Origin of the sequence: Rhodopseudomonas boonkerdii, assembly GCF_021184025.1 — a bacterium.
Lineage (GTDB): Bacteria > Pseudomonadota > Alphaproteobacteria > Rhizobiales > Xanthobacteraceae > Tardiphaga > Tardiphaga boonkerdii.
The window spans coordinates 5484928-5505256 of record NZ_CP036537.1; the positions used below are offsets into that span (position 1 = coordinate 5484928).

Sequence of the window (20329 nt, forward strand, 5' to 3'; positions counted from 1 at the left end):
CCCTGGGTTCTCAACCTGTTGTGCGGGCGAAAGAATACGGGATGCCTTACTTGACCCAGCCATCAAAGAGAGTGAGAATGCCGTTTCTAACGAACGTTAGAATTATTGACTTGTGAAAGCAAGCCCCTGTCGGGCGGGCGCTGACTGATGATTTGATTTAAGAAGCGAAAACCTCGCACATCGAGCGCCGGTTCATGCGGTAGCTTTTGCAAGGAGCGCTTGGCGGAGGAGAATGCTCATGGATTTGAGCTATGGCCCCAGATACCTAGCGCTACGAGAAGAGGTGCGCGACTTCATAAAGCAATACGGCGATCAGTCGCCCCGTACAGGAGGCGGTCGTAAACGACCGGACAAGCGGGCGCTGGATTGGCAGCGCCTGCTTCTCCAGCGTGGATACTTCGCGCGCACCATTCCCAAGGAGTACGGCGGCTTCGGCCTTCCGCTAGACGTAATGGAATTGGCGATCATAGCAGACGAATTTTCGACGGCCGGTGTTTCTGCAGGCATCATGAATCAGGGAATCTCGATGCTTGTACCGACCCTTCTTGAGGTTGGATCCAGAGAGCAGTGCGCAAAATGGATCGGTCCGACCATCCGCGGCGAGGTCATCTGGTGTCAAGGATATTCCGAACCGGGGTCTGGTTCAGACTTGGCAGCTGTAAAAACACATGCGTATGTGGATGACGGTCGTTTTGTAATCAATGGTCAAAAAATCTGGACCAGTTCGGCGCACTTTGCTGACATGATGTTCCTGCTGTGCCGCACCGATGCAGATAAGGGCAAACACGGCGGACTTTCGTATCTCTTAATCCCAATGAGTGCCGAAGGAATCGAGGTCCGTCCACTCATAACAATGACCGGGCGAGCCGAATTTAACGAGACTTTCCTTACCAATGTGCGCGTTCCAATCGACCAGATCGTAATGCAGCGAGGCGATGGCTGGCACGTCGCTAACGTGACTTTGAAATACGAACGCCTTCTCCTTGGCGATCCCAATAAGCTCGCACATCGGCTTGCCCGGGTCATAGAGTTGATGAGAAGGACTTCTTTAATAGGTGTGCCGACAATTGAAATTCCGGAGTATCGCGATCGGCTTCTCAAGCTTCAAGGTGAAGTCCTTGCATCGAAATTCCACGGTCTTCGATTGCTGAGTGAGCAGTCCAGAGATGAAGAGTCGGGTGTCAGGCGCCTGATCGTAAAGCTAAACGGCACCATGATTGCCTACCGCTTGTCTTCGTTGGCCGTCGACGTGCTTGGTGCGGCAGGTCTGTCTTATGAGCCTAAAGGTGAAGCACTAGAAGACGATGAGGCAACGACTTGGCAGATCGACAACATGTACGATATCGGTCTGATCATCGGTGGTGGCTCGTCCAATATCCAAAGGAACATCATCGGAGAGCGCGGACTTGGTTTGCCCCGCGAGCCGACCGCGAATACAAAATCCGCCCAAAAGGTATGAGACATGGAGTTTGGTCTTAGCAACGAACAGCAGCTACTTGAGAGCTCGCTGCGCCGATTTCTGGAAGGAGAGCTCTCTATCGAGAGGTTGCGCAAGGTCGCCGGAATTGGCACCGGATTTGATGCAGCGCTGTGGGAGGGCTTGGTGGGACAGGGGATTGTGGGATTTCTGGTCCCGGAGCATTTCGGGGGCACCGGACTGGCGTTGCTGGACGCGGCAGTTGTTGCGGAAAGTCTCGGCTATCATGTTACGCCTCTACCGTTTCTGGCCAGCGTCGTGATGGCGCCGCTTACGTTGATGTCTTTTGGCAGCGAGGCGCAGCAAGCGGAATGGCTTCCCAAGATAGCGAGCGGCGAAGTTAAAATGAGTATGGCGTTCGTGGACGGAGCCGGGCAAACAGGATGCAATTCAGCATGGCTGAAAGGCAACATGCTTAGTGGCCATTTGACCGGAGTGCTCGACGCTGGAGCCGCATCTCACGTCCTCGTGCTCTTAACTGATGGTCGGGCAGCACTTGTTGACGCTCATGATACAGGGGTCACTGTTGACGTGCATGCAAGCATTGATCGGACTCGGCCTATATCCAGCTACGCTTTCAGTGGAGCTAAAGCAATCATTCTAGATGCAGCTGCCGATGCACACGAAGCTGCGACCCGTGTTATTGATGCGGGAAGACTGGTCCTCGCCGCAGATACCCTAGGAGCTGCGCAGTTCATGTTCGACCGAGCTCTCGATTATTCGAAAGAGAGGGTTCAATTCGATCGCGCCATCGGTTCCTTTCAGGCTGTCAAGCATACAATTGCAGATCTAGCGACAATGTTAGAACCTTGTCGCGCGCTGGTATGGTACGCCGCCTATGCGCAAGATGCATTGCCTGAGGAAGCTCGCATTATGGCCCTGCATGCCAAGGCTCATGTGAGCGAAGTCGGCAGGGAAGTTGCTCGTCTGACCACGGAACTGCATGGGGGCATGGGATTCACCGACCTGCTCGGACTGCACTACTGGTTCAAGCGCATCGCATTTGACCGTCAGATCTTGGGAGCGCCTGAGTATTGTCGGCGAGAAGCTGCAAAGGTGCAGGGTTGGCTGGTAGCGTAATTAATCTCAAATCTGGCATTCGGTTCTGCCGGCACCTGGCCGCAAGTCCTCAAACGCATGGGAGGCAAGCTGATCACCCATCAACTTGTACAGCATTGGGAAACGGACCTGATCACCTTCATCCCAGATGGATAGACGACTCTTTTCTGATTTGGGCCGAATTGCGTAACTCTTGTGCCGCTGCGCTTAAGAAGGGCTTTCCGCGTGGATAGTTATCGTTGAAGGCTGTCCGTATAAGCTAGATCAAGATCCCTGCTTTGTTCGCCTCAGCCAATCGCGATCGTGCAATGATGCCGAATCCTGAGAGGGTGCTCGTCGATCCCACGAAAAATCTACATGCCGCATTCGATCTCCGTCCATCCCTGCAAGGTCTGATCGATCATAAACGAGAGCAAAAGATGAACTCTGAATTGTGTGACAAACTCGGCATAGAGTTTCCCCTGTTTGCATTCACCCACTGCCGTGACGTAGTTGCGGCAGTAACCAACGCAGGAGGCTTTGGGGTCCTCGGTGCTGTCGGTTTAACACCGAAAAGTCTTGAGATCGAAATGGACTGGATCGACAAGAACGTTCAGGGAAAGCCGTATGGTATCGACCTGCTCATTCCAACGAGGATGGAAGATAAAGCAGGAACTCTGACCGACGATCAGCTGCGCCATCACATCCCGATTGGTCACCGTAAGTTTGTCGAAGAGCTTCTCGATCGGCATGGAATCGACTCCACTGATTTGTGGAATGGCGAGTACGACGGCCGCTCATCGGACAACTTGCGAGAGGCAGGTGCCCTACAGCTGATTGACGTTGCTTTTAGGCACCCGATCAAGCTCTTCGTAAACGCATTGGGTGTGCCGCCAAAATCGGTGATGGAGCGCGCTCGGGAAAAGGGCATCATGGTCGGTGCGCTCACTGGGGCGAAGGAACATGCTGTTAAGCACGCGCAAGCTGGGGTCGATATTCTGGTCGCCGCCGGCGGAGAGGCGGGAGGGCATTGCGGAGAGGTCGCGACGATGGTGCTGGTTCCGGAAGTGCTTGAAGCGATCGAAGATTATAAGGATATCTATGTCTTGGCGGCGGGCGGCATTGCGACCGGCCGACAGATGGCGGCCTGCATGGCCATGGGGGCTGCGGGTGCATGGACCGGCTCCGTGTGGCTGACGACAAGCGAAGCGGAGACGACCCCTACCGTAAAGGCCAAGATGCTGAAGGCAACTTCACGACACACTGTTCGCTCTCGAAGTCGGACAGGCAAGCCCACACGCCAATTGCGGTCGGCGTGGTCGGATGCCTGGGCTAGCAAAGATGCACCTGATCCTCTCTCAATGCCGTTGCAAGGACTGCTAAGTCGCCCCCCGTTCGCGAAGGTCGACAAACTCGCGGCCGGCGGGCACTGTGGAGCACAAGAGCTCGCTTCATACTTCGTCGGTCAAGCGGTGGGTCTCATGAACACTGAGCAGCCAGCGCGATCTGTTGTTCTCGATTTCAAGCAAGACTTCGTTGAGGCAGTTGCACGCTTATCGGCCACCTTAAACGAGTGAAGCATCACATCTCGACAAATTTTTACAAATTTGCGCCGCTATCTCGCCTCTCGATTGGACCACAGAACTTCGAAGTCGTGTGCCACTGAATGAGTATAGCCATGACCTAGATTGGAGATTGACCTGTGAATGCTGATCAGCCGGCCTCAATTATCGAGGGACTCCGCGAGCGATTGTTGATTTCGCTTTTCCACCGTTGGTTAGAATTGACCTTGATCGACATTAGTTCGGAGGAATTAACACTCGAAATCCCTTGGCGTGACGAGATTGTGTCCAATCCAAAACTATGCATAGCGCATGGCGGAGTTATCGCAGCTTTGATCGATCTGACAGGATTGTACACTGTGATCGCGTTTGGAAGGACGGCGTAAGCAACCGTCAATATACAGGTAGACTTTCATAGGCCTGCGACTCCGGGTCAACTGCGCGCTATTGTCGACCAATAAGCTCGGACGCCAGATTAGCGTTGCTGAAACACGTATTTTAGACACCGATGGTGCAATGCTGAGCAGCGGCCGCGGAACATATGTCGGATAGACGGGCGGCCACGATGCTAACGTTTCCAGAGTCTGTTTCGTTCGGACGACTAGGGTTGGTCTTCCGGGTAAGGCGCGCGTTAGCTTCAGAGGCTCGGGGCGACAACGGAGAGCACCATGCATGAGCAAGGCGCTGTCTGCGAGTTACGAGATTGCGTTGTGGCTTCAGTTGCAGAGGGCATTTTGCGTCGAAGCGCGCTAAACGGTTCCGTGTCAGCTCGTCGAGAGCAATTCGCTAGATGGCGCTAATGATTATGGCCGGGACTTCCAGGCCTCGGCCAGTTGGCGGGTACAAGCGGTCAGGCCATGAGGAGGCCTGCGCGGCCACGATTCTTGAAGCAGTCAAAGCAACGCCGGACATCACGCTGTTTTAACTGCGGGGTAGCCCCGCGCGGCAGACTTCTCGCGACCGCACATTCCGCGGACAAAGACCGTTCTTGCATTTTGAAAAGTGACCGAGCTGGTTCGAGGGCGGCCCGATCTGATCCCGTTCGGTCTTCATCGATTAGACCCGGCAAGGGCGCCAAAATGGCTTGCCTTCAAGGCTGCGCCTCCGGCTTGGCATTCCGTACAGCGGTTGGAGAAACACGCCCTTCAGCGGCGGGACATAGCTATCAGGCAGGGGCGCGCCCATGTTGCTAAATGGGTTGATAAACCGATACTGGTTCCTGGTCTGCGCCAAGCAACTGCTCTGCCCACCGCTAAGCTCAGCGACTCAAGTTATCCCTCACCAATGCGCCAGCATACAAACGACCGGCATCAGAAAGAACGTCGAGGCGACCGGCGCCACACGCCCTCTCCGAGCTCCAGCACGCAGGACTGTCAGCGTTCAGGCCGTCTTTCAGACCCGCGATCTCCAAAGGGTTCGTATGATTGTTTGGGTATGGCTTCTCCACTCAATCCTCCAACTACTCGCTCGAATTTGTCCAAACGTGCGGCTCGCAGCATCAAGGGCAAACGATGCGCTGCTTCGCTGCCGATCGCGACGATATCACGGCTCGGTAAAAGCCTAGATGCCAGATTTCCATACCAACCACCAACCGATGCTGGAGAAGTTTTGAATTTGACTACGATACCATCAGACAATGTGTGAAGAGTGAGGATCTGCTGGGCCCGCAAAATACTTCCGTGACCTGGCTTCAAATCCAAAACTTCCAGCTTAACGGAACATTTCCAGGGCTAGGATACTCGCCTGTCCTGTTAACATCTCGGCGCCTCGAATAGTCTTCTGCGCGACAATCGAGCTGATGCGAGATCATTATCTTGCTGACGTAGACCGGGCATAGGGGAGGTGAACAAACGGCGCGCGCCTAGAGTTCCAATCTTTAGCAAGTGTTAGCGGAATTTCCGCCTAACATATTGGCAACTGCGAGAAGCAAGCCTGAAACTCAACGAGCAGCTGATTTCGGATGCGGACATTACCGCCTCAGATGAAGCGGAATATCGCTTGGCAGATGATCGTGACCGAATGCAAACTTGCTCTGTAGGCGGGGCTGTAGAACGGCAGGGTCTCAACAATAATAAGGCGCTCGACTTATCTAAATGGTCGCTTACCTCGATCTCGACGTGCCATTGTAAAATCGTTTGTCGACGAATTTTGGTCGATGGCGTGGTGTCTATTTAGCTTTATGCATGTAATTATGCTCCGTGAGCTCCTGCCGGTTTGGTGGACGGCTAGTTAAGCTAATCCCAGCTTTCGCTCGAACTCAACGGGCTGACGTATCCGATTGGCGAATGGAGTCGGTTCGTGTTGTAGAACCGTTCGATGCAATTGAACACATCTGCCTTTGCCGCATTCTTCGTGCGGTAGATTTTTCGAGCGATGCGCTCCGTTTTCAGCGACGAGAAGAAGCTCTCGATGGCCGCATTGTCCCAGACGTTTCCAGACCGGCTCATGCTGCACGTGTTCGCTGTCGGCCATCAAGCGCTGGAACTGGTCGCTGACATATTGGCTGCCGCGAAGACGCTGCTTAAGAGACGTGCATTACCCGTCTGGACATATATTTGCTCATCAAAAAAATTCAGAACGACTTCGATGTGGTTAAGGATGTGCCTCGTGCTGTCGCTTCGCGCAGCATTGCGTGAGCTACCAAGACCAGGAGCGATCCATCCTTCTCGACCTCCGATTTGATAAGGAAAACGGGCATGGCTTACTTTTTTCCTCCATCGACCGTGACCTGCTCCCCCGAAGCGGCGCTCAATTTTCTTATTTTTGGGTTCTGTTCTCGATTGAAGAAACGGTCCATGCGCAAAAGCATGTTTACGGAAGAGCAGATGGTCAAGGTGTTAAAGGAGCACGCTGCCGGGATGTCGACGAGCGATCTGTGCCGCAAGCACGGGATCAGCGACGCGGCGTTCTATAAGAGGCGGTCGCGCTATAGCGGGATGGATATCTCAAGGCCCGCGAGCTGGAGGCGTTATCGGAATAGAACTGTAGACTCAAGAAGTTCCTGTCGTAGACGGTGTTGGCCGCCTCGACGCTGAAGGATATGCTGGCAGAGAATTTCTGACGCCCAGTTTGCAGAGAAGAGCTATGACATTGTTGATCGATAAGAAGGACTACTCGTAGCGGCGAGCCTGTAGGCTGGTCGGTCTGCAGCCGAAGACCTTCACGCCTCGACTCAGCGACGATGGTCCGTTGCAGACGCGACTGTTAGATCAGGCTGCCAGCGGGTGACGCGTTGGCTACAGTCTCTCGGGCCACTATTGGCCCGACGAAGAACCCGGATCAATCGGACGAAGCTGCACCGGCTCTGCGAGGGGAGCGGTCGAGTGTGCGCAAGCGTGGGACCCGCAAGCGGGCACTGGCCACGAGGGCACGGATGAAGATTCCCGCAGGATCGGAACGACCTGGGCTGGTCACTCGATACCGTATGGATACGCTGTCCAGCGCCCGATGGCTATGTATCCTGACTTTCGTGCACGAGTTCACGGCGGAATGTCTTGGCCTGTTCGTCGGCACCTCGCTCACGGCGTTACGCGTCCTTCGTGAGCTTAGCCGGATTATCGAGGGCCACGGTTGCCCACGCACGATCGTCAATGACAACGGCACCGAGTTTACTTAGAACGCGATCCTGACCCGGCGGGCGGCGCATGGGATCGAATGACATTACGTCGCTTCCGGCAAGCGATGGGCTCTATCGAGCGCTTCAATGGCCGCCTGCGCGACGAGTGCCTGAACAAGCACCTGTTCGTCAACGTCAACGAGGCTCGCCAGATCATCGAGGAATGGAGGATCGACGACAATACCGACCGGCCGCACACGAGCCTCAACGGGCTCACGCCGATCGAATTTGCAATTCGCCCCAACAGGGGCCAAACCCAGAACGGACTCTACTTATGAACGGGGGCAAATCGGGGAGCAGGTCACAGCGTTGTTGTTTCGATTATTCTCATGATACGGTCTCGTATATCTCAAACGGAGTGATAATGCCTCGACATTCATTGCAGATAAAATCTGCTAACAAGAAGTCCAATCGGAAGTCGGGGGGCGGCCGACCAACGAAAACTGCTGCTAAAGAACGAGATTTGCGTTTACTTGAGGTTGCGGCACGATTGTTTTTAGAAAGAGGTTTCGATGCGACATCGATCGATGCGGTTGCTGAGGCTGCACGCGTTAGTAAGCCGACTGTATATGGCCAGTACCGAGACAAGCGCGGCCTCTTTGAGGCGGTCCTTCGCCGGGAGATCAAACGATGGCTCGCTCCGATGGCATCGGCTGCAGAATTTGAATTCGTAGCTACTGGCAAACGCTCATTTGAACAGCAACTATTCGATCTTGGTTGCCAGCTGATTTCCTTTACAAACGGAACTTCCACCCGTGCTACAGCCCGCGTGATGTATTCTCAGGCCCACAATTTTCCGGATATCGCTGACCTTGGATATCGTGATGGCTGGCTCAAAGCTGTTGACAACATTGCTAAGATATTTGAAAGGCTCGCTGCAAGAGGCGACATCAAACTTGCTCACTCTTCAGTGGTGGCGGAAACTTTTCTCCATATCGCAATCGGCCCCGCATCACGTTCGGCTCTTCACAATCAACCGGTTAATGCGAAACTACAGAAGGCGCGCTTTAAAATTGCGCTACGGATCTTTTTAGACGGTTTGGATTGGAATTGACGTAAGCCATTCAGCGAAACAAGCGCTTACTATCCGCTTAAAAACACATCTTTGGATGCAAGCATTGCGGTTAGCGTGCCGCAAGGCCATTTGGCCTAAGATGCCTCGATAAGAATACGCTTTGACGCTTTCTCACTCCGCTGTGCAATGATGCTCAGGCGATCCGACAGGCTCGAAACTTCTTGGTCGCCCACCCCTCGAAAAACCTCGCGCCGATAAGCCTTTCTTAAACGGTTCAAATTCGCGAGCTTTATTCGTCCTGTATCTGTTAATCGAATGAGGACAACGCGCGCGTCAGTGGAAGACGGTGATTTTGAAACAAGACCTCGAGACTCAAGCTGCCGCGCTGATGAGGTGACAAAGGAAGGGTCACAGCTCATTGCCGACGCTATTTCTTTCACGGGGATGCCAGACCCCTCTTGCTGTTCTAGTACAAGCAGCAGCATCCACTGGGGACCTGAGATGTCTAACCGCTTGCCACATTCGGAAAACAGTGTCCGCAAATTTCCTTCGATCGATAGTATACTTTGAAGCATGTTCATGAGCGGATCTTTATCGGGCATGTTCTAGCCATTTTTTCTATGCCCCCGGCCGGGCATGGCCGAGGGCACTTGGAGATTACAAAGATTTATCCTCCTTTTCTCGCTAGAAGCTACGCAGAATTTGCACGGCCCCATTGTAAAGATTCTGATCTTTCAGCTCGTACACTGAGCCACTAGGCTTTCCAGCGGCACCCGTACCAATGGTTTGATATGTTCCGCTGAAATTTTGATCGAGCCTGCTGTAAGTAAACTGAGCTGAGATCGTGAGATTCTTGACAGGAGTCCAAGCTGTTCGGGTACCAATCTGTGCCAAATTAAGGTCAAAGTTGCCTGACGCGTTTAACACGCCAGCCCGAGCCGCAGCTGCCGAGCTTGAATTTGTTCCCGGCCCACCGGCTGGAAATGTACCATCGTTAGAGAATGCGGCCATCATCAGCGCGTTGCCATCCCCGTATTCGATATGGCTGTAGTTGCCGAAGATCGAAGTTCTCCAAGCCGGGCTCCAATAGTGCTCGTAGAACGCGCTGACCTCCCAGCCTTTACTTTGAATAATTCCCGTTCCTGGCGCGTAAACGCCATCAAGCACGTAGCCAAACCCAAGCCCTCCATCTCTAAAGGCCGCGTAGCGACCGCCACCAGCGGTATCGGTCGTGCCGCCAAAAAGGTACTTAGCCGCGCCCTGCGCATATGACGCTTCAACTTTCAAGCTGTCGCCGGCACCTGTCGGCAAATCCTTGAATTCGACGGCTCCAGTAACTGCAAATCCATATGATTCGTCTGGATGCCCTGTGCTCTCGTTAGAACCGTAGAAGCCCGACGTGATTTGATGCATCGCAGCACCGAAGTGCAGAGATCCCCAAGCCTGATCGAGGCGTATGTTTCCGACCACGTCAGGAATATGATTGCCGCCGTAAGAATTTCCCAAGAACGTGTTAGAAGCCGACCCATAGAAATTTGGTACAAAGCTCGAAGCGCCTGGACCCACGATGTACGTAGCCGTATTCCACAGGCCCGCGTTTCGATAAGCCGACGCGTTCTCTAGCGAAATGGTGGCGGAAACACCGTTACCGAAGTTTGCGGTGTATGAGATCTGTGGGATGCCAGTTGCGTTATTTGAACCGCCATTAAATCCCGAAGAAATCCACGGCTTCGACAGAGCCCATTGCGGATCAAATTGTGACACAGCCTTGCCGAAGGTGAAACCGGCGAACTGAATGAACGCGAAATCCATTTCTACAAAACCGCCTGCAATCGACTCACGGTTCTGAGAGAAGTCAAATTGCATATTCGCGTAGGTGCGCAGAACGCCATACTCTGTAGCCGTTCGAGTGTCAGTCGTGACATTGACCCGTTCTCGCGACCAGAAATAATCCTTCGTCCATAGATTGTTGCCGTTGGCGCCCCCTTGCCAATAGGGCGCGTCGTAGTTTGCACTATAGACGCCAACGTCCAAGCGAATGGCGCCCCCTATTTTAATACATGTGTCGGTGCCAGGGATGTAATAGAAACCCGCACCGTATAGCGAGCAAACCTTCACGTATTCGACCGCTTTCGCCTTCACCGGAAGATCGGCAGCAGATGCCATGCTGCAAGGTAGTAGCGCTGCTGTAGAAACAAGAACGATTGTTTTGAACTTCATATTTCCCTCCAAGAATTATGCCACTGTTTCGGCCCGGCACCAAAGAGCGATGCGCCTTGGCCGGTCAGTCTCGCAAGCACATTAGAGGGACTTGTTAGGCTGCGTTCAACTGTCGTGCGTAGCACTGACAACTATAAATCTCATTCGTGGCGCAATAAGCACGAGCATTTATATATTAATTACTTAATGAAGTTGAATGCATTTTTTAGAGCGATATTCTGACAGTAGTGGCTCGATCGGTTTGGGGTGAGTATCAAATCGCAGCGCGATTTCGAATCAATCGCTTCTACCGAACACAATGAAGTCGATACCAGTTCGCTCGCTCCTAAGGTCGTCTTCATTTAGGTCGGGGGCACCCCACCAAAGACAAACGTCATCGCTCAAATTCTTTGCCCTTCAACAAGGTGATGCAATGAGCTCGCGGACCGCTCTCATAAGGATTCGTATCGTCTGGTGAGACGTAGGCAAGTTACGGACGTTCTCGTACGGGCTGGCAAGGTTTCAGGACCGGCCTAGCCCCGGCCAAACGTTCTCCATGAAGATCGAAGATCAGTAGTTGAAGACCGATGCAATCGGATTGACGAGCCTAGCTCGCCATCGTGCCGACGATCTAAGCTTGCGGCTTGCGACAAGCCCGGAGGGGAATAATCACGCCAAGCGCGCTGGTTTCGACAATCGCGAATTCAACTGCCGTCCAGTTAGAGCGTTACCTCGCGGCCTGTATAAGTCCCGGGCAGAATTGCAGTGGTGGCAACATGGAATTGGGTGGGATCTTACAAGAACGGAGAGCTATCTGCGCCGACTTCGTCTCCTATGCGTGAAGCGCTCGCCCGTCACAAGGGCACAAGAAAAAGCGGCGGAAGTCTAGGCATCTCTCGGTCCTATCTTTATCGTAAGCTGAGTGAGATGGACCCGACATGGGTTGCTATTTCCAGCAAGGATTGGCGCATCGAGATAACGCAATCAAGTTGCGTTGTGTGGGAGACAATGAAATGTCGCAATCAGATTTTTCATGCATCGACATGAATTGAATCGTAGAGGGCGACACTGATCCTTTTGACCATTCGGGATACCGCTTCGCACCGGCATACGGATTGCATCATATGCATCCGCGTGGCGAAAACTCAACGCGCGAATATAAAGCATTACCCTCGGGCGCTCTCGAGAAAATACAATGCGCAGAAATGAATGGTTGATTCGATAAGGGTGTCGCGCACAGCGCTCTATCAATCCTTGGCGGGTGCCTAACGATACCCTCCATCGTGACGGCGCAGGAACGCTGGTCGATGCGACCGGACATATACATTCTGAGGTTAGCCGCAGGCGGAGCGACGGACTCCTTATCGCGCATTTTCTATAAGAGCCTTGGCGAGGTTACTGGCCAGCAGATGGTCGTCGCGAACCGGGCCGATGCAGGCGGAGACGGATCCGTCAAAGCTTTGGGAGTGACGACCAAAACGCGTAGTCCCATTCTTCACGACGTCTCCGCGATCAATAAGATTCTGCCGGTCTTCGAATTGACATCATGGGCCGCGCTATGCGGACCCGCCAAGTTGCCGCCGAGCCTTGTCACCACTCAACGAATACGCCAGGAAGGTCCTGACGGACCCCGACATCGTCAGGAAGTTCACCGACATTGGCGCTGTTGCATGGCCGACATCCTCTGAAGAGGTCACGAAGGCGCGCGATCTTGAGGAGCAACGGCTGCTTCCAGTAATCAAGGCGGCGGGTATATTGCCGACCTAGCCCGCAGCATTTCCCTCAAGCGATCCGATTGTAGACGCCCTGCCCCGTCGCGACGAGCTGACCGCTAGGTTGGCTCTCCGCGACGATGGAGGCGAAATATATCCGTTTGCAATGCTTCGATATCCGCCCGATTTCGCGGATTATTGTATCTCCGGCACCTGATCTGCCGATGAAGTTGCAATTCAGGGAAACCGTCACAGCCTTCGGTGGCGTGGCGTTGTCCGGATCAGACACCGCCCAGAGGCCGGCTGTATCGAGCATCGCCATCAGAACGCCGCTATGCACGGTGCCGTGCCTGTTGAGGTGCTGAGGTCCGATCTCGATCTCGAACGTCGCCTCGCCCGCGGAGCTCTCGGTGCGACGCATTCCAAGAACGTCGCCGAAATGGAAGCCGTCCGAAAGCTGCCCGCCCAGCGTCTCATTCAAATGAGTTGCCATCAATCGTCTCCGCTACGCGCGATTTAATCATTGCCTGCGGACACATCGCGATTTTTGGCGACGATAGCGCGACGGGTTGGAGCATATGCCGACGTTCCATACGTCTGAAAAAGCGCATAAGTTACATCGTGGTGATGAGCCATGCCGCCGCGGAAAATGCGTTCCAGCGGGCCATCCGGATATCCCAGCCCGAGCTTGCAAGTGAGATCCATGTCTGCGCGAGTGGCGAGACCTTCGTCCAGGAAACGAAGGGCGGCATTGTATTTCGGCAAAACCAGGCGGTTGATGATGCGGCCGATCTGGTCGGATGACACAACGACCTCGAGTCCTGCTGCCTTGAACATGTCGATCGCCGCGGCCACCGCCCCATCCGACGCTCCCACCGGGCGCACCAATTCGATCAGCGCCGACGGCGCATCGTCGCCGTTGCGATAGCGGGCAAAGCCAAGCACGTTGCTGTGCTTGCAGTCGTCGCCGATATGCTCGGCCAGGCTTTCATTGCCAAGTTCGATCAGGATCGCGCTGCGGGCATCATCCGCCTTGAACGGCACGCCGCTGAGGATGAAAATCTTCGCATTGGCCTCGTGCGAGGCATTCTGCAGGAAAGTGTCGCCGTCCGGAAAGGAGCGGCTCGACCCGTTCTGATTGATGGCATAGGTCATCGGCTCAGGCTCCAAACATCGCGTTGCCTTCGTAATTGAAGAAGCCACGCCCGGACTTGCGTCCGAGCAGGCCGGCGGCGACCATGCGGCTCAGCAGCGGCGGCGTCGCCGCGCGCGGATCGAGCGTGATCGGATAGAACGCTTCGCAGAGGCGGACCTGGGTATCGAGGCCGATCAGGTCGATCAGCTCCAGCGGGCCCATCTTGTAGCCAAGGCCCACCTTGATCGCCTTATCCACATCCTCGGCACTGGCGACGCCGGCTTCCACGGCGCGGATGGCGTCGTTGTTGAACGGCACCAGCAGCGCATTGAGGATAAAGCCCGGCTTGTCCTGGGTCTTCACCGGAATCTGACCGCATGACTTGGTCCAGTCCCATGCAGTCTGGAACGTCTCGTCCGAGGTGAGAATGCCCGGCGACATTTCGATCAGCTTCATGAGCTGCGCCGGCAGGCAGAAATGCATGCCGACCACGCGCTCCGGACGCTTCGAGCCCGAGGCGATCTGGGTGATCGACAAAGTCGAGGTGTTCGACGCAAAGATCGTGTCGTCGGAGCACGCCTCGTCGAGGCGCTTCATCAGGTCGCGCTTGACGCTGAGGTCTTCGAAGATCGCCTCGATCACCATGTCGCAGGCGCCGAGCTCACCGATATCGGTGGTGTGCGACATATTGTCGATGATCTCATCGCGCTTGGCCTGCTCCAGCTTGCCGCGCGCCACCGACTTGTCGAGGAACGCCGCCGACTGCTTGCCGGCCTTTTCCAGCGCATCGCCCTTCATGTCGAAGGAGATGGTGCGATAGCCGGCGCGGGCGGCGACCAGCGCAATGCCCGCCCCCATGGTGCCGGCGGCGCCGCAGACGCCGACTGTCTTGATGGTCTTGCTCATTTGGTTGCAAAGCTCCTGCCGATGAGCTGGCGGTGCACCTGGTTGGTGCCTTCCCAGATCTGAGTGATTTTGGCGTCGCGCATCAGCCGCTCGACGCGGAAGTCGCGGCAATAGCCGTAGCCGCCATGCATCTGCACGGCGTCGGTGGCGGCGCGCATCGCGAGATCGGATCCGCGCATCTTGGCCATGGAGGCCTCGACGCTAAAATCCATGGCGCCGCTGTCGATGAGATGCGCGAGATGTTCGAGCCAGCAATCGGCCATCGCGAGATCGGTGGCGAGATCGGCCAGCATGAACTGGTTGCCCTGGAAATCGACGATGCGGCGGCCCGACTGCTTGCGCTCGTTCATATATCCGACCATGTCCTTGAACGCGGCCATGGCAATGCCGAGCGAATGCGCGCCGATGCTCGGGCGCGAACGGTTCAGCGACGCCAGCAGGATGCGCAGGCCATCGCCGGGCTTGCCGATCAGATTGGCTTTTGGCACGCGCACGCCGTTAAAACGCAGCGCCGCGGTGGACGAGGCGCGATGGCCCATCTTGTCTTCCAGGCGCACCACCTCGAAGCCCGGTGCGCCCTTTTCCAGGATCAGCACCGAGATCGACTTCTTGGCGTCCTCGATGCCTGCGAATTTTCCGAACAGCAGGATGCGGTCGGCGACATCGCCCGAGGTGATGAAGATTTTCGAGCCGTCGATGACGATCTCGTCGCCGTCTTCGGTGAAGCGGGTCTTCATCCCGGTGGCATCGGAGCCAGCGGCTTCCTCGGTGATCGCCAGCGAAGCGAGGCCGCCTTCGGCGATGCAGGGCAACAGGCGCGCGCGCTGCTCGTCGGTGCCGAATTCGATCAGCGGCTTCATGGCATGAAAGTTGGTGGCATAGATGATGCCGGTGGAGGCGCAAGCCTCGGCGATCCGCTTCACCACCGCGAGATACAGGCGGAACGACATGCCGGTGCCGCCGAACTGCTCCGGAATGAAGATGGTGTTGAGGCCGAGCGCATTGATTGCCTCGACATTCGCCCAGGGAAATTCGCCGCTCTCGTCGAATTTCGCCGCATTGGGCGCGATCACATCGGCGCAAAGCCTGTCCACCTGGGAGATAATGAGGCTTTCGCTCTCATCCCAGGAGCGATTGCGTTCAAGCTGTTCGAAGACCAACATCAGTGATTAATCCCTTGTCCGCCGTCGATATAGATCGTCTCACCTGTCAGGAAAGCGATGTTCTCGGCGTAAAGCGCGCCAACAAGACGCGCAACTTCCTGAGCAGAGCCGGCGCGGCCCGCCGGCACACGTCGCTTCAGCCATGACTGGACTTTGTCGCTAGCGAGGAAATCCCGGTTGAGATCGGTTTCGATATAGCCAGGAGCCACATCGAGCACACGAATGCCGTCACGCGCCCATTCGGCGGCAAGGCAGCGCGTGATAGCGCCGACCGCAGCTTTTGAAGCGCAGTAAGCAAGATTGTCGACCACCGCGAGCTTATCGAAGAACGAACCGATATTGACGATCAGGCTGTCGCCCTGCGCCTTCAGATGTGGATAGGCCTCGCGGCACGACACCATCACCGCAGAGGCATTCAGGCGCATGGTGCTCTCGAATTCGGCCAGCGACAGCTCCGCGCTACGCCTGCCTTCATGGGCGCCGGCATTGTTGACCAGGCCGATGATCGGACCATGAGCTGCCACTTTCGCGATCGCGGCCGCAATGGCCGCTTCGTCGGTCATGTCGCAGGCATAGCCGATACCAACCGCGCTGGCACCGCTGCGCGAGAAGCCAACCACCGCAAAACCGCGGCGGTCGAGCTCGAGCGCAATGGCCTCGCCAATGCCACGGCTGGCGCCGGTGACGATGATCTGGGGCTTACTCATCCTTGAAATTCGCTTTTCTCTTTTCGGTGAAAGCCGTCATGCCCTCCGCCGCATCGGCGGTGCCGAATGCAAGCGTGGAGAGATCGGCTTCGATCTTGAGACCTTCCAGCACCGGCACGTCGAGCGCGCGCGACACCGCCTCGCGGGCGAATTGCTGCGCCAGCAGGCTATAGCCGGAGAATTCATGCGCGAAGGCGAGTGCCGCATCCACCGCATTGCCTTCCACCAGGCGATGCACGAGGCCGATGCGCTGCGCCTCTTCGGCGGCGACCGTGCGGCCGGTCATGATCATCTCCATGGCGCGGGCTTCGCCGATCACGCGCGGCAGACGTTGCGTGCCGCCATAGCCGGGGATCAAGCCGAGCTTGATCTCGGGCAGGCCGAGCTTGGCATTCGGCGTCGCCACGCGGAACGTGCAGGCCAGCGCCAGTTCGAGGCCGCCGCCGAAGGCGAAGCCGTTGATGGCCGCGACCGAGGCGAAAGGCAGCCGGTCGAGCTTGGCAAAGGTCGCCTGCCCCATCTCGGCGCCGCGCTTGCAATCGATCATGGATCGACCGCCGAGTTCCTTGATATCCGCGCCGGCGCAGAACGCCTTTTCGCCGGCGCCGGTAACGATGAGAGCGCGGACCTTCCAGTCCGCGACCTCGGTGAGTGCTTCGGAAATTTCCTTCAGCACCGTGAACGACAGCGCATTGAGCGCTTCCGGCCGATTGAGCCGCAGCAGCGCGCAGTCTTCCAGCTTTGTCAACTCAACCGGCATCGTCTTACTTTCCGAACTTGGAGGCGTCGGGCTTACGCTTGCCGGCGAAGGAGGCCGACATTTCCTTGCTTTCTTCCGTCTCAAGATACGGACGCAGCAGGAGATCGTGCGAAACGCGGGCGAGACCGGACACGCCGCCATGACGGGCATTGAACGCGCCCTTGATCGAGGCGAGTGCGAACGGGCCGCGATCGGCGATTTCGAGCGCGAATTTGCGGGTTTCTTCCTTCAGCTTGTCGTCGGGCACGACCTTGTTGATGAGGCCGATTTCGAGCGCTTCCTTGGCCGAGATCTTCGGATTGGCGAACCACATCTCCTTGGCCTTCTTCTTGCCGACGAGATCTTCCAGATACCAGGTGCCGTAGCCGGCATCGAAAGAACCCATCATCGGACCGACCTGGCGGAAGGTCGCGCTTTCCTTGGCGATGGTGAGATCGCACACCACCTGCAGCACGTTGCCGCCGCCGACGGCAAAACCGTTGACGCTGGCGATGACCGGCTTTTGCAGGCGATCGATCGACTCATACATTTCGAGGGTCGGCAGCACGCCGGCATAGAGCATGGACTTTTCCATGCCGTCCTTGCGGCCGCCGATGCAGAAGAACTTGTCGCCGGCGCCGGTGATGACAATCACGCGGGTGCGCGTCTCGCGGCGGATCTCGTTGATGCAATCGCGGATCTCGTGACACATGTCCACGGTGAACATGTTGCCATCGTCCGGACGGTTCAGCGTGATGGTGCCGATCGGGCCGTCTTCTTCGTACAGGATGGTGCTGAAGCTCATGGGAGTTTCCTTTCGGTTTTTATTGAGGGGACGAGCCATTCAGCTCGCGTAAAACGTCGTTGGTGTGTTCGCCCAGACGAGGCGGAGCGTGGCGCGGGACATTGGGCACGCCATCGAAGACGATGCCCGTTCCCACCTGCGGAACGACACGGCCATCAGCGGCTGTCATTCGATAGAACAGACCACGCTGATGGAGGGTTTCATCGGTCACGACCTGATCGACCCGATTGATCGGGCCGGCCGGCACACGCGCCTCTGCGAACAACGGCAGCCAATGCGCACGCGGCTTCTCGCGCAGGATTGCGGCGATCTGCGCAACAATCTCATCACGATTTTCGCGGCGCTCCATATTGCTGCTGCGGCCTTCGAGCAAGGCCTGTTCGGGCTGACCGACAGCCGCCCAGAAGCGCTGCCAGAGATTGTCGTTGCCGAGGCCGAGGGTGATCGGATCATCCGCAGTCTCGAAAGCCTGATAGATCGCGATCACGCTATCGCGGCCGCCGGAACGAGTGGGCACGGTGCCGGAGCCGAGATAGGGCATGATCCGGCAGGACAGAAAGCGCGTCATAGAATCGACCAGCGCAACATCGACCACATGGCCCTTCCCTGTGCGCTGCCGGTCGAACAATGCCGCGATGGCTCCGAAGGCCGCGTCCTGGCCAGCGAGCATGTCGGCCGCGGGTGCGCCGACTTTCTGCGCCTCGCGGCCGGCCTCGCCAGTGACATCCATGATGCCCGAATAGCCTTCGGCGATCAGGTCGTAGCAAGTCCAGTCGGCGCGCTCGCCCGCGATGCCGAAACCAGTGATCGAGACATAGATCAGATCTTCTCGGAGAGCGCGCAGTGTCGCGACGTCGAGCTTGAGCTTGCGGGTGACGCGCGGCGACATGTTGACCACGACGACATCCGCGGTCTTGATCAATCGGTGCAGCACATCGAGCCCTTCCGGGCTGGAATAATCCAAGGCCACGCTCTTCTTATTGCGATTGACCGAGGCAAACCAAAGCGCTTCGCCGTCGAGAAAAGGAGGCCCCCATGCACGCGCGTCGTCACCGCCATTGGGACGCTCGACCTCGAGCACCTCGGCGCCCATGTCTGCCAGCAGCATGGTGGCCGAAGGGCCGGCGATCGACGTCGTGAGATCGACGATGCGGACGCCGTCGAGCATGCTGTAGCCACTGCCCGACTGGACCAGTGGCAGGGCATCCGCGGGAATCGCCTTGGCTTTCATTCCAGTGGTCACTGCGCTTCCCCGTTACCGATCCATCACGATGACGGCCTTTCCGCGCACCTTGCCCTGCTCGATCAGCTCAAGCGCGAGCGGCAGCTCCTTGAACGGAAACTCCTTCATCACATGCGGCTTCACCGCACCGGACTGCCAGAGATCGAAGATCGCCTTCTGCACCTCGTCGATGCGCTCCGGTGTACGATCGCGGTAGTCGCTCCACTGCAGGCCGGTGACGGCGATGTTCTTCACGAGCAAATAATTGACCTTGAGTGTCGGGATCTCGCCGGCGGCAAAGCCGATGACGACGAGACGACCGCACCAGGCCAGCGCACGGATCGCGGCGGCGAAGAATTCGTCGCCGAGCGGATCGATCACCACATCGACGCCCTTGCCGCCGGTGACGGCATGCACCTGCGCCCGCAGACTCTCGCGCATGTTGGGCTGGGTGAGATCGATGATGTGATCGGCGCCGCTCTGGCGCACCAGCTCGGCTTCTTCCTCGTTGCGCACGGCGGCCAGTACGGTGGCGCCGAGGCCCTTGGCGAGTTGAACGGTGGCGAGGCCGATGCCGCCGGCGGCGCCGCCGACCAGCACGCTCTCGCCGCGCTTGAGATGACCGCGATCGATCAGCGCGAGATAGGCGGTCTGATAGACCAGGCCCATGGCTGCGGCCGCGGCGAAGTATAGGCCGTCCGGCATCCGGAACACCTGATGTTCGGCGACCACGGCCTGTTCGGCGAAGCCGCCATTCTCCACATGGCATAGCACGCGATCACCGGTGGCGACGCGGGTAACGCCTGCGCCGACGCCGAGCACCACGCCGGAAAAGTCCTTGCCCGGCGTGAACGGGCGCGGCGGCAGGATCTGATATTTGCCGGACACCACGAGCACGTCGGGAAAATTGATGCCGGCGGCGTGGATCCCGACATGGACCTGGCCCGGACCAGGCGCGAGGTCCGGCACAGTGTTGCACTGGAGCGATGACGGCGGACCGTGCTCGACGACTTGGAATGCGCGCATGGACGGT

General features: G+C 56.9%; 17 protein-coding genes and 2 pseudogenes. 7 read left to right on the top strand and 12 right to left on the bottom strand.

The features are described 5' to 3' along the window. Nucleotides 1-238 precede the first annotated feature (238 nt). The 4 genes from E0H22_RS25200 (at nucleotide 239) to E0H22_RS25215 (ending at nucleotide 4463) form a co-directional block, all read left to right on the top strand. Nucleotides 239-1459, top strand: coding sequence for an acyl-CoA dehydrogenase family protein (locus tag E0H22_RS25200; protein ID WP_233023624.1), 1221 nt, complete (start codon nucleotides 239-241; stop codon nucleotides 1457-1459). A gap of 3 nt (nucleotides 1460-1462) precedes the next feature. After that, nucleotides 1463-2557 carry an acyl-CoA dehydrogenase family protein gene (locus tag E0H22_RS25205; protein WP_233023625.1) on the top strand — a complete coding sequence of 365 codons (1095 nt, stop codon included), beginning with the start codon at nucleotides 1463-1465 and terminating at the stop codon, nucleotides 2555-2557. A 287-nt stretch (nucleotides 2558-2844) separates the two neighbouring features. Further along, nucleotides 2845-4092 carry a nitronate monooxygenase gene (locus tag E0H22_RS25210; protein WP_233023626.1) on the top strand — a complete coding sequence of 416 codons (1248 nt, stop codon included), beginning with the start codon at nucleotides 2845-2847 and terminating at the stop codon, nucleotides 4090-4092. 125 nt (nucleotides 4093-4217) lie between these two features. Next, on the top strand, nucleotides 4218-4463 hold the full coding sequence (locus tag E0H22_RS25215; RefSeq protein ID WP_233023627.1) for a hotdog family protein: 246 nt from the start codon (nucleotides 4218-4220) through the stop codon (nucleotides 4461-4463). Between the two features lie 1848 nt (nucleotides 4464-6311). On the opposite strand, the pseudogene E0H22_RS25220 reads toward E0H22_RS25215, so the two are convergent. Continuing rightward, a pseudogene (locus E0H22_RS25220) lies at nucleotides 6312-6588 on the bottom strand (integrase core domain-containing protein); the annotation flags it as partial. Nucleotides 6589-6709: 121 nt separating this feature from the next. Here E0H22_RS25220 and E0H22_RS25225 point away from each other — a divergent pair. The 3 genes and pseudogenes from E0H22_RS25225 (at nucleotide 6710) to E0H22_RS25235 (ending at nucleotide 8747) form a co-directional block, all read left to right on the top strand. Next, nucleotides 6710-6991, top strand: a complete 282-nt coding sequence (locus tag E0H22_RS25225) for a hypothetical protein (RefSeq protein WP_233026620.1) — start codon at nucleotides 6710-6712, stop codon at nucleotides 6989-6991. Continuing rightward, nucleotides 6873-7971: pseudogene (locus E0H22_RS25230) on the top strand (integrase core domain-containing protein). Before E0H22_RS25225 ends, E0H22_RS25230 begins: the two are co-directional and overlap by 119 nt. A 185-nt stretch (nucleotides 7972-8156) precedes the next feature. Further along, nucleotides 8157-8747: a TetR/AcrR family transcriptional regulator gene (locus E0H22_RS25235; protein ID WP_233023628.1), complete on the top strand. Its 591-nt coding sequence runs from the start codon at nucleotides 8157-8159 to the stop codon at nucleotides 8745-8747. Between the two features lie 95 nt (nucleotides 8748-8842). Here E0H22_RS25235 and E0H22_RS25240 read toward each other — a convergent pair whose 3' ends face one another. From E0H22_RS25240 to E0H22_RS25290, 11 genes are all read right to left on the bottom strand, one after another. Then, entirely contained in the window at nucleotides 8843-9310 is a 468-nt protein-coding gene (locus E0H22_RS25240; RefSeq protein WP_233023629.1) for a MarR family winged helix-turn-helix transcriptional regulator, read from the bottom strand. Nucleotides 9311-9392: 82 nt separating this feature from the next. Beyond that, nucleotides 9393-10928 (bottom strand): porin, encoded by a 1536-nt coding sequence (locus E0H22_RS25245; RefSeq protein ID WP_233023630.1) that lies wholly within the window; start codon nucleotides 10926-10928, stop codon nucleotides 9393-9395. A gap of 1761 nt (nucleotides 10929-12689) precedes the next feature. Next, a complete protein-coding gene (locus E0H22_RS25250; protein WP_233023631.1) occupies nucleotides 12690-13112 on the bottom strand; it encodes a PaaI family thioesterase in 423 nt (140 codons plus the stop codon). 23 nt (nucleotides 13113-13135) lie between these two features. Next, nucleotides 13136-13774 carry a 3-hydroxyacyl-CoA dehydrogenase family protein gene (locus E0H22_RS25255; protein ID WP_233023632.1) on the bottom strand — a complete coding sequence of 213 codons (639 nt, stop codon included), beginning with the start codon at nucleotides 13772-13774 and terminating at the stop codon, nucleotides 13136-13138. Between the two features lie 4 nt (nucleotides 13775-13778). Further along, entirely contained in the window at nucleotides 13779-14660 is an 882-nt protein-coding gene (locus E0H22_RS25260) for a 3-hydroxyacyl-CoA dehydrogenase family protein (RefSeq protein ID WP_233023633.1), read from the bottom strand. Continuing rightward, nucleotides 14657-15823, bottom strand: coding sequence for an acyl-CoA dehydrogenase family protein (locus tag E0H22_RS25265; RefSeq protein WP_233023634.1), 1167 nt, complete (start codon nucleotides 15821-15823; stop codon nucleotides 14657-14659). Before E0H22_RS25265 ends, E0H22_RS25260 begins: the two co-directional genes overlap by 4 nt. Next, nucleotides 15823-16530, bottom strand: a complete 708-nt coding sequence (locus E0H22_RS25270) for an SDR family NAD(P)-dependent oxidoreductase (RefSeq protein ID WP_233023635.1) — start codon at nucleotides 16528-16530, stop codon at nucleotides 15823-15825. Before E0H22_RS25270 ends, E0H22_RS25265 begins: the two co-directional genes overlap by 1 nt. Next, nucleotides 16523-17290 (bottom strand): enoyl-CoA hydratase/isomerase family protein, encoded by a 768-nt coding sequence (locus E0H22_RS25275; RefSeq protein WP_233023636.1) that lies wholly within the window; start codon nucleotides 17288-17290, stop codon nucleotides 16523-16525. The genes E0H22_RS25270 and E0H22_RS25275 overlap by 8 nt, the downstream gene beginning before the upstream one ends. 4 nt (nucleotides 17291-17294) lie before the next feature. Further along, nucleotides 17295-18074: an enoyl-CoA hydratase-related protein gene (locus E0H22_RS25280; protein ID WP_233023637.1), complete on the bottom strand. Its 780-nt coding sequence runs from the start codon at nucleotides 18072-18074 to the stop codon at nucleotides 17295-17297. A gap of 19 nt (nucleotides 18075-18093) precedes the next feature. After that, entirely contained in the window at nucleotides 18094-19317 is a 1224-nt protein-coding gene (locus E0H22_RS25285) for a CaiB/BaiF CoA transferase family protein (protein WP_233023638.1), read from the bottom strand. A 12-nt stretch (nucleotides 19318-19329) separates the two neighbouring features. Then, nucleotides 19330-20322 carry an NADPH:quinone oxidoreductase family protein gene (locus E0H22_RS25290; protein WP_233023639.1) on the bottom strand — a complete coding sequence of 331 codons (993 nt, stop codon included), beginning with the start codon at nucleotides 20320-20322 and terminating at the stop codon, nucleotides 19330-19332. Nucleotides 20323-20329 lie beyond the last annotated feature (7 nt).